This is a genomic window from Seohaeicola sp., assembly GCF_048006315.1.
In the GTDB taxonomy this organism is placed as follows: Bacteria; Pseudomonadota; Alphaproteobacteria; order Rhodobacterales; family Rhodobacteraceae; genus Seohaeicola.
The window spans coordinates 1,422,788-1,436,850 of record NZ_CP180350.1 but is presented as its reverse complement, the minus strand read 5'-3'; the positions used below and the strand labels follow the sequence as shown (position 1 = coordinate 1,436,850).

Annotated in this window: 12 protein-coding genes; 11 read left to right on the top strand and 1 reads right to left on the bottom strand. The window is 63.0% G+C overall.

Going from position 1 to position 14,063, the window contains the following annotated elements:
- The first annotated feature begins 59 nt into the window (after positions 1-59).
- The 7 genes from acsA to ACMUJL_RS07195 all read left to right on the top strand — a co-directional run bounded on the left by acsA (position 60) and on the right by ACMUJL_RS07195 (position 7,724).
- A complete protein-coding gene (acsA, locus tag ACMUJL_RS07225; protein WP_375569334.1) occupies positions 60-1,778 on the top strand; it encodes an acetate--CoA ligase in 1,719 nt (572 codons plus the stop codon).
- Positions 1,775-3,769, top strand: coding sequence for a pyruvate dehydrogenase (acetyl-transferring) E1 component subunit alpha (gene pdhA, locus ACMUJL_RS07220; RefSeq protein ID WP_375569336.1), 1,995 nt, complete (start codon positions 1,775-1,777; stop codon positions 3,767-3,769). The genes acsA and pdhA overlap by 4 nt, the downstream gene beginning before the upstream one ends.
- A 1-nt stretch (position 3,770) precedes the next feature.
- The gene (locus ACMUJL_RS07215; protein ID WP_375569338.1) at positions 3,771-4,958 is read left to right on the top strand and encodes a dihydrolipoamide acetyltransferase family protein; all 1,188 of its coding nucleotides are present in this window, start codon (positions 3,771-3,773) and stop codon (positions 4,956-4,958) included.
- Positions 4,955-5,200: an acyl carrier protein gene (locus ACMUJL_RS07210; protein WP_375569340.1), complete on the top strand. Its 246-nt coding sequence runs from the start codon at positions 4,955-4,957 to the stop codon at positions 5,198-5,200. The genes ACMUJL_RS07215 and ACMUJL_RS07210 overlap by 4 nt, the downstream gene beginning before the upstream one ends.
- Before the next feature lie 132 nt (positions 5,201-5,332).
- Entirely contained in the window at positions 5,333-5,752 is a 420-nt protein-coding gene (locus ACMUJL_RS07205) for a c-type cytochrome (RefSeq protein WP_068287346.1), read from the top strand.
- Positions 5,753-5,956: 204 nt separating this feature from the next.
- On the top strand, positions 5,957-6,625 hold the full coding sequence (locus tag ACMUJL_RS07200; protein ID WP_375569343.1) for an NnrU family protein: 669 nt from the start codon (positions 5,957-5,959) through the stop codon (positions 6,623-6,625).
- A 160-nt stretch (positions 6,626-6,785) separates the two neighbouring features.
- A complete protein-coding gene (locus ACMUJL_RS07195) occupies positions 6,786-7,724 on the top strand; it encodes a hypothetical protein (protein WP_375569345.1) in 939 nt (312 codons plus the stop codon).
- 315 nt (positions 7,725-8,039) lie between these two features.
- Here the strand turns inward: ACMUJL_RS07195 and ACMUJL_RS07190 are convergent, their stop codons facing one another.
- Positions 8,040-8,945, bottom strand: a complete 906-nt coding sequence (locus tag ACMUJL_RS07190) for a bile acid:sodium symporter family protein (protein WP_375569347.1) — start codon at positions 8,943-8,945, stop codon at positions 8,040-8,042.
- A gap of 251 nt (positions 8,946-9,196) precedes the next feature.
- On the opposite strand from ACMUJL_RS07190, the gene ACMUJL_RS07185 reads away from it, so the two are divergent.
- The 4 genes from ACMUJL_RS07185 to ACMUJL_RS07170 all read left to right on the top strand — a co-directional run bounded on the left by ACMUJL_RS07185 (position 9,197) and on the right by ACMUJL_RS07170 (position 13,927).
- The gene (locus ACMUJL_RS07185) at positions 9,197-10,054 is read left to right on the top strand and encodes a hypothetical protein (RefSeq protein ID WP_416914208.1); all 858 of its coding nucleotides are present in this window, start codon (positions 9,197-9,199) and stop codon (positions 10,052-10,054) included.
- A gap of 251 nt (positions 10,055-10,305) precedes the next feature.
- Positions 10,306-11,469, top strand: coding sequence for a DegT/DnrJ/EryC1/StrS family aminotransferase (locus ACMUJL_RS07180; RefSeq protein WP_375569351.1), 1,164 nt, complete (start codon positions 10,306-10,308; stop codon positions 11,467-11,469).
- A 50-nt stretch (positions 11,470-11,519) separates the two neighbouring features.
- Complete coding sequence (epsE, locus tag ACMUJL_RS07175) at positions 11,520-12,785, top strand: exopolysaccharide biosynthesis GT4 family glycosyltransferase EpsE (RefSeq protein ID WP_416914207.1); 1,266 nt, start codon at positions 11,520-11,522, stop codon at positions 12,783-12,785.
- Entirely contained in the window at positions 12,785-13,927 is a 1,143-nt protein-coding gene (locus ACMUJL_RS07170) for a glycosyltransferase (RefSeq protein ID WP_375569355.1), read from the top strand. The genes epsE and ACMUJL_RS07170 overlap by 1 nt, the downstream gene beginning before the upstream one ends.
- Positions 13,928-14,063 lie beyond the last annotated feature (136 nt).

Genomic DNA, 14,063 nt, shown 5'->3' with positions numbered 1-14,063 from the left:
CGTCTCCCCTGCCGCGATCCTGACCTCGGGCATACCATCCTGGGGAGGAGGGGACGGCCATGACATTCGACATCATCCGCAAGGGGGCGGCGGCTGCGGCGGCCATGTCCGCCAGGGCCGATCCCGATTGGGACGCGTTGATAGACGGCCTGCCGCAGGGTGGCATCAACATCGCCCATGAGGCGCTGGACCGTCACGTGGCGGCCGGTCACGGCGCGCAGACGGCCCTGCGGTGGTTGCCGAAGGACGCAGGCCCGCAGGATATCAGCTATGCCGCGTTGGCCGACATGTCATCGCGCCTTGCAAATGTGCTCTGCGCCCATGGGCTTGTTCCCGGTGACAGGGTGTTCGGCCTGCTGGGCCGTCAGCCGCAACTCTATGCGACGGCCCTTGGCACGTTGAAGGCGGGCATGGTCTTTACCCCGCTCTTTTCCGCCTTCGGGCCAGAGCCGATCCTGACCCGCATGCAGATCGCCGATTGCACCGCTCTGGTGACGACCGCCGCGATCTATACCCGCAAGATCGCAGCTCTGCGCGACCGGGTGCCGGGGCTGAAACTGGTGCTTGTCACCGATGACGACGCGCCCGAGGGCTGTGTTGCCCTTGGTCCGGCCCTGCGCACGGCATCGCCCGAATTCACCACGTTTGCGGCAGATCCCGAAACGCCTGCATTGATCCATTTCACATCCGGCACGACCGGACGACCCAAAGGGGCGGTGCATGTCCATGGCGCCGTACGGTATCACGCCTTTTCCGGCCGCTATGCGCTAGGTCTGGAACCCGGCAGGGTCTACTGGTGCACGGCGGATCCGGGATGGGTCACCGGCACATCTTACGGGATCATCGCGCCGCTGGTGAACCGCGTGACCATGATCGTGGACGAGGCCGAATTCGATCTGGACCGCTGGTATGCGACCCTTGCGCGCGAAAAGGTCGCGGTCTGGTATACTGCGCCCACCGCGATCCGCATGATGATGCGGGCGGGCGATGATGCGGCCCGCGGGCACGATTTTTCGTCGCTGGGCTTTCTGGCCAGCGTGGGCGAGCCCTTGAACCCCGAGGCCGTGGTCTGGTCCCACCGCGTCTTCGGCAAGCCCTTCCACGACAACTGGTGGCAGACCGAAACCGGCGGCATCATGATCGCCAATACCGCCACGATGGATATCAAGCCCGGTTCGATGGGCAAGCCGCTGCCGGGGATCGCGGCGGGGATCGTCGAGACTGCGGATGGCACCGTCACCGAACTGGGCGCGGGCCGGATCGGCGAGCTGGCCCTGCGGCCCGGCTGGCCTTCGATGATGCGGGCCTACCTGCACGAAGAGGCGCGATATGCCAAGGCGTTCCGGGATGGATGGTATCTGTCGGGTGATCTCGCGATGCGGGACGAGGACGGGTATTACTGGTTCGTGGGGCGTGCCGACGATCTGATCAAGTCATCTGGCCACCTGATCGGTCCCTTCGAGGTGGAAAGCGCGCTGATCGAACATGACGCCGTGGCCGAGGCGGCGGTGATCGGCCTGCCCGATGACACCGCGGGCGAGGTGGTCAGGGCCTATGTCACGTTGAACCCCGGCTTTGATCCCTCCGCGGCGCTGGAGCGCGACATTCGCGGCCACGCCCGCAAGCGGCTGGGCGCGGCCGTAGCCCCGCGCGACGTCGTATTCCGCAAGACCCTGCCCAAGACCCGGTCCGGCAAGATCATGCGCCGCCTGCTGAAGGCCCGCGAACTGGGTCTGCCCGAGGGTGACATTTCCACTCTGGAGACCGACGAGACATGAGCGCCTCAGACAAGCCGAAACTGGACCGGGCGCATGTTTTGATGCTGCTGCGCCACATGATCCGCATCCGCCGGTTCGAACAAGGCTGCGCCGAGCTTTACACGCGTGAAAAGATCCGCGGTTTCCTGCATCTCTATGACGGGGAAGAGGCGATCGCGGCAGGCGTCATTCCCGTTCTGACCGATCAGGACCGGATCGTCGGCACCTACCGCGAACACGGCCATGCGCTGGTGCGGGGCGTGCCGATGAACGCGGTGATGGCCGAGATGTTCGGCAAGGCCACGGGCTGTTCCGGCGGGCGCGGCGGGTCCATGCACCTGTTCGATGAGGCGACCAATTTCTATGGTGGCAACGCCATCGTGGGGGGCGGTCTGCCGCTGGCCGCGGGCCTTGCGCTGGCGGATCGGCTGCGTGGCGAAGATCGCGTGACCGTCTGTTTCTTCGGCGAAGGCGCCGTGGCCGAGGGCGAGTTTCACGAAACCATGAACCTTGCCCGGCTCTGGTCGCTTCCCGTTCTCTTTGTTTGCGAAAACAACGGCTACGCCATGGGGTCGGCCCTGGCGCGCACGGAATCCCGGGTCGATATCCAGGCCAAGGCCGCCGCCTACGGGGTAGAGGCGCAGCGCGTCGACGGCATGGATGTCGTCGCGGTCGAAGTGGCCGCGCGCCGTGCTATCGCCCGCATCCGCAAGACCGGCCAGCCGGTGTTCCTGGAATGCGCCACCTATCGTTTCCGCGCCCATTCGATGTTCGATGCCCAGCTTTACCGCGACAAGGCCGAGGTCGAGGCTTGGCGCAGGAAAGGGCCGATCCTGCGGTTTCAGACCTGGCTTCTGGACAACGGCCTGATCCACCGCGACGATGTGGACCGGATCGAGGCCGAGATCGATTCCGAAATCCAAGAGGCCGTGAACTTTGCCGAGACCGCGCCTTGGGAGCCGATCGAAGACCTGTCCCGTCATGTTCTGGGGGCGCAACCAGAACCGCCCGCGCCGCAAGCCCCATCCGGTCGCACTATCGAGACGACCTATCGTGAAGCCGTGAAAGAGGCCATTCGCGACGCGATGACTCGCGATGACCGGGTGTTCCTGATGGGCGAAGATGTGGGCGCCTATGGCGGCTGCTATGCCGTGTCAAAGGGGTTGATGGACGAGTTCGGGCAGGACCGCATCCGCGACACCCCGCTCAGCGAGTCCGGTTTCGTAGGGGCGGGCATCGGCGCGGCCGCCGCCGGCATGCGCCCCATCGTCGAGGTGATGACCGTCAACTTCAGCCTGCTGGCGCTGGATCAGATCATGAATACCGCCGCCACGATCCGGCACATGTCGGGCGGTCAGTTCGGCGTGCCGCTGGTGATCCGCATGGCGACGGGTGCGGGCAAGCAGCTGGCCGCACAGCATTCCCACAGCCTGGAGGGCTGGTATGCGCATATTCCCGGCCTCAAGGTGCTGGCGCCCGCCACGGTCGAAGACGCGCGCGGCATGCTCTGGACGGCGCTGCAAGACCCCGACCCGGTCCTGATCTTCGAGAACGTGATGCTCTACAACATGACGGGCCAGATCGACGAGGCGGCAGGCCCCGTGGATATCAGCCGCGCAGTGGTGCGGCGCGAGGGGCGCGATCTGAGCCTGATCACCTATGGCGGATCCCTTTGGAAGACGCTCGATGCCGCCAGAGCGCTGGAGGCCGAAGGGATTTCCGCCGAGGTGATCGATCTGCGCAGCCTGCGCCCGCTGGATGACGCCACCATCATGGCCTCGGTTGCAAAGACACGGCGCGCGCTTGTCGTGGACGAGGGCTGGCGCAGCGGATCGCTGGCGGCCGAGATCATGGCCCGGATCACCGAACAGGCCTTCTGGTCGCTGGATGCCCCCTTGGGGCGGGTCTGTTCCGCCGAAGTGCCGATCCCCTATCCCGCGCATCTTGAACAGGCGTCGATCCCGCAGCCGGGCAGGATCGTGGATGCGGCGCGTAAGCTGACAGGGCGCTGACATGGGCATGTTCACCATGCCATCGCTGGGTGCCGACATGGAGGCGGGACAGCTTGTGGAATGGCTGGTTGCCCCCGGCGATGTGGTCGGGCGCGGTGATGTCGTGGCCGTGGTCGAGACCCAGAAAGGCGCAATCGAGGTTGAAACCTTCGAGGCTGGAACCGTCCAGCGTCTGATCGCCACGATCGGGCAGGACCTGCCCGTCGGTGCGCCGATGGCGCTGATCCTTGCGGAAGACGAGGCCGCACCACCGGACCTGCCCGCAGTGGCCTTGCCGGCTGCAACCTTGGACAATGATGCCAAGCAGGGGCCACCGCCTGCCGATCTGCCCGTGCGCAAGGCTGGCGTTGTTGGGGCGGCCGCGTCGCCTGCGGCGCGCGCGCGGGCGCATGCGCTGGGCATCGATCTGTCGCAGATCACGGGGCAGGGCCCGGACGGGGCGATCCTGTTGGCCGATGTCGAGGCGTCCGCCTTGTCCGCGACCAAGCCCGCCAAGACACCGCGCGGCGATATCAGGCCAGGTCCGGGCACCGAGATGCGCCGCGCCATCGCGGCGGCGATGACCCGGTCGAAACAGACGATCCCGCATGTCTACCTGTCCCAGACGATCGACATCCAGGATGTGATGGACCGGTTGAACGGGTGGAACGCGCAACGCCCCCCGGCCGAGCGTATCCTGCCCGGCGCGGTCTTCCTGCGCGCGACGGCCCGCGCTGCCGTTGATGTGCCGCAGATCAATGGCCACTGGGTCGACGACGGCTTTGCTCCGGCGCAGACCGTCAATCTGGGTGTCGCCATCGCCTTGCGGGGTGGCGGTCTGGTTGCGCCGGCCATGATGTCGGTCGAAACCCTGACGCTGCCGCAGGTGATGGCGGGGATGCGCGATCTTGTCACGCGCGCCCGCGCCGGACGGTTGCGGGCGTCGGAAATGACCAAAGGCACGCTGACCCTTTCCAGCCTGGGCGAGACCGGGGCCGAGGCCATGACCGGGGTCATCTTTCCGCCGCAGGTGGCCTTGGTCGGCATCGGCGCGCCGCATGTCCGACCCTGGGTCGTGGGGCGCACGGTAAAGCCGCGCGTTCTGATCACCCTGACAGTATCGGCTGATCACCGCGCCCTGGATGGGCGCCTTGTGTCGCGCTTCATCGCCGCCTTCGAAACCCATCTGCACAGCCCGGAGAGACCATGACAAAGGATGACATAAGGGCCTGTTTTCTAGAGGAACTGGTCAATGTGGCCCCCGATATCGATCCCGATACGGTGCAGCCCGACGCGCATCTTCAGGATGATCTGGGTCTTGATTCCATGGATATCCTCAACCTGGTAACGGCCCTGCACGCCCGGCTTGGCATCGACATTCCCGAGAAAAGCTATCCCGAGATCGCGACACCCGCCCGCGCCGTCGACTGGATCGCGCTCACTTTGGGCTAAGGGCCGGCTGTCTGCGCCCTTGGGACCATGCCCGTTTTCCGCATGCCTTGATCTGCGACAAGGCCGGTCTTTCGGAACTCATCTATGATTTCGAATGTGATCGGGGAGATCACATCAAGGAGGAGAACAGACATGAGACGTTTCAGTGCAGTGGCTTTCTCGGTGGTTCTTGGTGCATTGCCCTTGGCCGGTCAGGCTGATGGGCTTTCAATCGGCGAGGCCGAATACATGAACAGTTGCGCGCAGTGCCATGGCCCTGCGGGCAAGGGGGACGGTGTCATTGCGGGCTATCTGAATTCCAAGTTGCCCGACCTGACACAGGTTCAGAAAAACAACGGCGGTGTTTTCCCGGTATCGCAGATCTACGCGACAATAGACGGGCAAGGGGCAAGCGGTGCGCATGGCAGCACTGACATGCCGGCGTGGGGTTTGCGTTATTCCCGTGCGGCGCCCCGGAACCTTGGTTTCTACTATGGCCCGACGGACGAGGAAACTTTCATCCGGTCCCGCATTCTGGCCCTGGTCGAATTCATCGCCTCCATTCAGGAGTAAGCCTGTCGGCGCGGCCTGCCGCGGTGGTGGCCGCGTCTTTGTGGCGAGTTGCCGAAATGTGCAATGTGCAAAGGGCAAAGGCGATTGCGCGATCTGCGTGATTGCCTTTGCCAGGTGTCTGGCAGGATCATGGGGTCTGTCTTAGGCTGTTCGAAACGGGGCCTTGGTGACCCTTGGGAAAACAGCGAGTGAAAGTGCGGCCATATGGCATGGGGCGAGTTCGGTAGCGTGGTTTGCCTTTTCCTGCTGACACATGCGCTGCCGGTGCGTCCGCCGCTGCGGCCATGGCTAGTGGCGCGACTTGGCACGCAGGGGTTCACCCTGGCTTATTCCGTCTTGTCACTTGCCATGCTGGCCTGGCTGATCGCAGCGGCAGGGCGGGCGCCCTTCGTGCCGCTTTGGGAAAAGGCGTCGTGGCAAAGGCATCTGCCGATCCTGGCGATGTTGCCTGCCTGCCTGATCCTTGGTCTTGCGATTGCAAGGCCGAACCCCTTTTCCTTCGGAGGCACCTCAAATGTGGCGTTCGATCCGGCTCATCCGGGGATCATCCGCCGGATGCGCCACCCCTTGCTGGTGGCCCTTGCGATCTGGACGGGCGCGCATCTGGTGGCCAATGGCGATCTGGCCCATGCGCTGCTGTTCGGCCTTTTCCTGATTTTCGCGCTTGTGGGCATGCGGATGATCGACCGGCGCCGCCAGCGTGACATGGGCGCCCGCTGGCACGCTTTGGTCGTGGCGATGGCGGCCGGGCCGATCTGGCCCCGCCCCGCCAATCAAGGCCGGGCGCTGCTGCGGCTGTGCCTGGGGCTTGGCCTTTACGGGCTGCTGCTGACGCTGCACCCTGCGGTGATCGGGGTCTCGCCCTGGCCGTGATGGTCCTGTGGCCACGGATTGTCGATGCGATGGCAGCTTTTCTTTTCGTATCGAAAGTTGAATTATCCTGCGACAGGATCGGAACCGTGCGGGCAGGCACCGTTTTCAGGCGATTGGAAACAGGTGCATCCCGGGTCAGGTATGAGGGCAGGGATTACCAGTGAACGACACAATCAAGAACATGCGACCATGGCAGCGCCGCGAGCGCGAGCAGCAGATCAGGGATATTGCGCTGACGCAGCTGACAACGCCGCGTGCGGGGTTCGACCCTTACGTCTATATCGATGAGCTGGAGCATCTGTCGCCCGCGCGCCGCCGGACGGTGGAAAACCTCGAGGCCACGATCATGCTGTACATGGGGGCGCAGATGCGACCGACCCGGACGCGCCAATCACTGCGGTTCCTGCGCGACAAGCGGGCCGAAAACGGCGAGCTTCACCTCTTCGACGCTTTCGAGACATTTCTGAAGGATGCGATCGGCAGCGATGTCCTGCTGGCGCATGGCTTTGCCCCCAAGGCCTTTGGGTCGATGGATCACGACGCGATCTGGAATGACCTGCGGGGAACCGTCGCGCGGCTGAACGATCTGGGGCCGGGGGTTTTTCTGAACTCGGGCACGCTTCTGGGGGTGACCCGCGACAAGGCCCTGATCGCGCATGATGACGACATTGATCTGGCGTTCGTGATGAAGGCGCAGGATGCAGAGGCCGCCGCGCGCGAATGGATCGAACTGCGCGGCAAACTGGTCGGCATGGGCCTGTTCTCGGAAGAGCATTACAATCCCAAGGACATTGCCATCCTCAAGGCCAAGTCCGCCGGTGATTACATGGTCGATCTGTTCCCCGCGTGGATCGAAGGGGGGCGCGTTTTCGTCTATCCCCATACCTATGGCGAACTGGATGAGGCACAGGTCCTTCCGACCAAGCCCTGCGCCGTGACCGGTCTGCCTGTCCCGGAAGAACCCGAGGCGATGCTTGCCCTCAATTACGGACCGGGGTGGCAGGTCTCCGATCCTTATTTCAAGTTCCCCTGGGCGCAGGCCAAACGCAATTTCGCGGCCTTTCTGGATGCGGTGGAGCGTGAGGCCAAGCAGGCCTGATCGGCCATGCCCTCGGAGCCGCGCACGACAAGATCGAAGTCAGGGTCCGTCTGGTCGCGCAAGGCGTTTCTCGAGGCGCGCATCCGACGATTGAACCTGAAATAGGAATAGCGCATCAGGACCATGGCTTTTTTCGAAAACATCGTCTTCGCGGGTCAAACAGGGACCGCCACAGCGTCTCTGACGCCGGTTCAGGGCCGTAACACGCGAAACCGCTGCTTCAGAGGCCTCTTTCCTCGGATGCATCTAATCTTCGGCCAATTCCCGAACAAGCAACTGGTCTGACGCTGCGCCCACGGGGGGCTGCACAGCGGATTACCGCGCGGCTTCGGTGCGCGCCATAAGCCCGGCCAGAGCAATGCCGGTGATCACGTGCCACACCCCCCACAGGGCCGCCACCACCGCCATCCCGCCAAGTCCCCCGAAAAAGCCGAAGATCAGGATCAGCCCAAGGCCTGAGTTCTGGATGCCGGTTTCGATCATGACGGCGCGGCGATCAAAATCCGATAGCCTCATCAGGGTCGCCATGGCGTAGCCGCCAAACAGGGCGAGGGCATTGTGCATGAAGACAAGCGCCGCGACACCCCCCGAGAATTGCAGGAAAAGCGCCCAGTTCGCGGCCAGGGCCAGGGCGATGAAGCCCAGGAAAATCCCCATCGAAACATATTGGAGCGGCATCCGCAGACGGGCGGCGATGTCGGGTCGTTTGACGTTCAGCAGCAAGCCGAGGCACAAGGGCGTTATCAGCATCAACCCCACGGTGATCGCCACCGAAACGGGGTCGATCGAGGTTTTCTGCAGGATCTCGCGCGTGGGGCCATAGAGGCTGCCCCAGAAGCCGATGTTCAACGGTGTCAGAACGATCGCGGCAACCGAGGAAAACGCCGTCATCGACACGGACAGCGCCGCATTCCCCCGCGCCCGATGCGTGATGAAGTTCGAGATATTGCCACCCGGACAGGCGGCGACAAGGATCAGTCCCAGCGCAATCGACGGCTGCGGCGCGGTCACCAGGATCAGGCCAAAGGTCAGGGCGGGCAAGACAAGGAATTGCGAGAGCAATCCGACCAGGACAGGTTTCGGCGCGCGTCCCAGGCGTCTGAAATCCGCAGGCTTGAGGTCGATGGCGATGGAAAACATCACGATCGCCAGAACCGCATTCAGGATCTGCAGACTTGTGGGCGAGAAGTTCAGCATCACCTCGTCGATGCTTGTGATCATCTGGTTGTTCATGATGCCGTTTCTCGCGTCAGGCTGCCGAACCGGCAGATGGTCAGGCGTTTGGGCCCGCTTGCCCTTGATGATACACGCAATGACTCGCTTTGGAATGGCTCATTGTGATGCCGCGTCTTCCAGGGTTGCGACGGCCTGTACTGAACCGTATGTGGGCGCGGGAATGCTGTGCTAGCCTAGCCGGAAGATCGATCCGAAGCGCGGGGAACAGCGTGGTCAGACCCAGGAAACAGAACCCGATGGACGACCTTTTGCGTGCGCGCTTGCGCATTGCGGAAGGGGCCGATCTGCGGCTGAAAGCCCTCAGGCTTGCCATGCAGGGCGTGGATACGATCTGCCAGACCTTCATGGGGCAGGCCTTTTTTGCCCTGCGCGAGACGGAACAGGTCTTGATCGAATTGGGCGACAGAACCGGGCCTGACCTGGTCAAGGCCGTGCTGGCGATGAAGGGGGGCACCCGGATCACGGCACATGGGCTGGACAATATCCCGGCCTCGGGTGCCGTTGTCATCGGGGCGACCCATCCGATCGGTACATTCGACTTCATCGCCCATGCCGGCGCGCTGCTGGATCATCGGCCCGACCTCAAGGTCGTGGCCAACCGCGAGGCAGAGCGCTTTCTTGGGGCCGGGCGCATCGTTGCCGTGGATCTTGATCGCAAGGACAGGGTCCTGACATCCCGCCAGACGCGCGAGGGGATGCTGGGGCATTTGAACGACGGTGGCGCGCTTCTGGTCTTTGGGTCGGGACGTGTGCCGGACATGAAGGATGGCCTGCTTGTCGAGCCGCCATGGCGTTCGGGCATCACCCGCACTTCTGCTGCAACCAATGCGCCGATCGTGCCGGCCTCGGCGAACATGCGCAATTCCGTCCATTACTACCGCACCCGGAGACTGGCGCGTGCCCTCAGGGGGGGGAACGATGACTTTGGACGCACGGTGGCGTCCCTGCGCTATGTTTCCGAACTACTGGCGAAGCTCGGTGGCAGTTATGATGTCTATTACGGCCCGGTGCAGCCTGCCGGAACCTCGCCGGAAGATCTGAAGGCGCTGGCCGAGGGCCTCGTGCCCGGACTTTACGACACATCCGCAAGCTGACCCCGCACTGACGCCGGACAGGCGGCCATCGTCCCCTTACATCGCCCTTGCCATATCGGCACGGAACCCTGGCCCTCCACGCCGGGGCGCAGCGCATTCAAAAAGGAAACAGTTTTAACAGCCTTAAGCATATTATGCATGATCCGGCAGCTGAATAAGAATTAATGTGCATATCGATATTTGTAAGTTCTACTATGGGCTGATCTTTGAATGTGCGGCGATGAGTCGAATTTGGCGCAGGTGAAGCTATTGTGAACGAACAGAAATTCATTGTTTTCGGCAGCCCTCTGCTGGGTGATGCGGAAATTGACTCGGTTACGACAACACTGCGTTCGGCCTGGATCGGAACCGGCCCGCGTGTGCAGGAATTCGAAAAGGCGATGCGCGATTATTCGGGCGCGCCCTATTCTGCGGCGGTCGCGTCATGCACAGCGGCCCTGCACCTTTCGATGGTTGTCGCCGGTGTCGGACCGGGTGACGAGGTCATCACGACGGCCCTGACCTTTGCGGCGACCGCAAACTCGATCATTCACGCCGGTGCGGTGCCCGTGCTTGTCGATGTCGAACGCGACACGATGAACATCGACCCCGCCGCGATCGAAGCGGCGATCACACCACGCACGAAGGCGATCATCGTGGTTCATTTCGCGGGCAGGCCCTGCGACATGGACGCGATCGCCGCGATTGCGGCCAGGCATGACCTGCTGGTGATCGAGGACGCAGCCCACGCGATCGAGGCGGAATACAAGGGCCGTCGCATCGGCGCGATCAGCCCACTGACCTGCTACAGCTTCTACGTGACCAAGAACATCACCACGGGCGAGGGCGGCATGATCTCCTCGACCCGGCCGGATCTGATCGACAAGGTCAAGCAATACGCGCTGCATGGGCTGTCCGCCGATGCATGGAGCCGGTTCAGCGACAAGGGATACAAGCATTACGAGGTCACATTTCCCGGCTTCAAGTACAATATGACCGATCTGCAGGCGTCACTCGGGCTGGTGCAGCTTGCCAAGATCGAAACCTGGCTGGAACGGCGCAACGAGATCTGGCGCCGCTATGATGAGGCCTTTGCCGACCTGCCCTGCATCCTGCCCGCGCCCGAACAGGCAGACACGCGCCATGCGCGGCATCTCTATACGATCATGGTGGACACCCCGAACCCGCCCGCCGACCGGGACACCCTGATCGCACGTCTGCGCGACCGCGGGATCGGAACGGGCGTTCATTACCGTGGCATCCACCTTCACCAGTATTATCGCGAACGCTTCGGGCTGGTCCCCGAGGATTTCCCGAATGCCTCCTGGATCAGCGACAGAACACTGTCGCTGCCGCTGTCTGCAAAGCTGGATGATGGCGATGTCGAAAGGATCATCACTGCCGTCAGATCGGAGCTTGGCAAGGAATTTTCGTGAAACATCTGGACGCCGAAGGCCTCGCTCGAGATCGAGTGAAAGAGCCGCACATGATTTCAAGACTGGGCTACCTGGCGCCGGAATTTCCGGGTCAGACCCATGCGTTTTTCTGGCGCGAGATCCGCGCGCTGGAAGAGCTTGGTGTCAATTCAAGGCTGATCTCGACCAAGCGTCCCCCGGTGCGGATCAACGTCCATGGCTGGGCTGCGCAGGCTCAGGCGCGAACCACCTATCTGTTGCCCCTGCAATCGCGCGACATCCTTGCGATCATGGCCGAACTGCTGCGAGCGGGGCCTGTGAGGATTGCCAGATGCCTGAAGATTGCCCTGACGGCGGATGATTGCACCTGGGCCGAACGTCTGAGGCTTTGTCTCATGGTCGCCGCCGCGGCAAAGCTGGCGCGGATCATGCGAAAGGACGGGATTGAGCATCTGCATGTGCAGTCCTGCGCAAACTCGGCCAACCTTGCCATGTTCGCATCGTTCCTGTCGGGGATCCCTTACAGCCTGTCCTTGCTGGGGCCGACGCTGGAGTTGTACGGACCGAACCAGCGCAGCAAGTGGCGGCATGCGGCCTTTGGCGTCGTCATGTCGAAGCTGCTTTATGATGTCGTGCAGGACCGTCTGGCCGGAAACTTGCCGGCGGTAGTCGAGATCGTTCCGGTCGGCGTGGACCTGAACGAGATGCAGCGCGTGACGCCTTATCAGCCCTGGCAATCGGGCGAGGTGTGCCGGATCTACAGTTGCGGGCGCCTGAACGCGATCAAGGGGCATGACAAGCTGATCGAGGCCGTCATGATGCTGCGCGAGCGGGGCATCGACTGTCACCTGATCATCGCGGGCGAGGACGAACAGGGCGGCAGCGGTTACCGGCACACGCTGGAACGGTTCATTGCAGATCGGGGCGCGGCGTCGCATGTGACCCTTCTGGGGGCTGTGCCGGAAACCGAACATCGGGCACAGTTGGCAAAGGCGCATATCTTTGCCCTGGCCAGCGAGAACGAAGGCATTTCGGTTGCGATCATGGAATCCATGGCGATGCAGACACCGGTGGTCGTCACCGATGTCGGCGGAAATTCCGAACTGGTGGTCAACGGTGACAATGGCGTGCTGGTCAGCTACGGCAAGCCTGACGAGATGGTGGCGGCGATGGAAAAGGTCCTGAGACATCCGGACCTTGCACTTGATCTGAGCAAGGCGTCACGCAGGCGCGTGGATGAAAAGTTCAATGCCACTTCGACGGCCCTCAAACTGTTTGAGTGCCTCAAGAAAAGCCGGGCCGGAGCCGAACATCTGACGAGGGGGACTGTGATCTGATGCAGAACGACGGCCGGATCAAGATTCTCATCCTTCTGCCCAACCTGATCAGCGGGGGTGGGCAACGGATCGTGGTCAATTTCCTCTACAATCTGGATCGCACCAGGTTCAAGCCGCTGCTTCTGGTGCAGGAGCGGCTTGGTGCCTTTCTGGACGAGGTCGAAAAGGTCTGCGATCCCGATGAGATCGAATTTCTGCAGGACCGGCCCTACAAGCGCAGCGATCTGCCCGGACTGATCGCCAGAACCATCGCGCGGTCGCGGTCCTTCGATATCATCCTGGGCGGCCTGGAGGGGCGGGCATCAACCAGCGGACTGATCGCAGCCAAGTTGCTGGGCAAACCGTTCCTGGGCTGGATTCACATCGACTGGCGCCCCTTCAGCGAGGAAGTCAGCTGGCGGCAGATGCTGGCGTTGCGGGCCTACAAGATGGCAGATCGGCTGGTTGCCTGCTCGGCCGGGGCCGGCGACAATTTCAGCGCGCTGTTCAACATCCCCCGCGACAGGATCACGACGATCCTGAACATGATCCCCTGCGACGCGATACTTGACGCCGCAGCAGTGCCATTGCCGCCCGAACATGAAAAGCTGTTCGACAAGCCCGTCGTGCTGATGGTCGGAAGGCTGGAGGAACAAAAGGGCTATCCGCATCTGATCGAGGCGCATGACAGGCTGATCAAGGCGGGGATCGACCACAACCTTGTCATCATCGGCGAGGGCAGCCTGCTCTATGTGATCAAGGACCAGGTGACCCGGCTGGGGCTGGATGACACGGTGCATTTCCTTGGCTTCCAGACCAACCCGCATCGCTACATGGCCCGCGCCACCGTGTTTACCCTCTCGTCCGAGTTCGAAGGCTTCGGTCTTGTGCTGGCCGAAGCGCTGATGTGCGGCGCACCGGTCGTCGCGACGGATTGCCTGTCCGGTCCGGCAGAGGTGCTGGGAGGCGGAGAATTCGGCCGCCTTGTTCCGCCCAGGGATCCCGAGGCCCTGGCGCAGGCGCTGGGTCAATTGCTGCGCGATCCGGACATGCGGGCGCAATTCTCGGCCCGCGGACCCGAACGCGCAAGACAGTTCGACCAGTCCGTCGTCGGGAAGGAGTGGCAGGATCTGATCAACGGAATGGCAAGAGGCAAGGCCTGATCGGATCGACAGGATCGCGGCGCGTCCAAAGCCCCGAGGATGCCACGTGACAGCGATGGCAACAGGGGCGCGTTCAGGCCATCGACAGCGCCCGGAACCCAGGCGGCCCAGCGGGCACGGCCGGCGAATTTGAGCC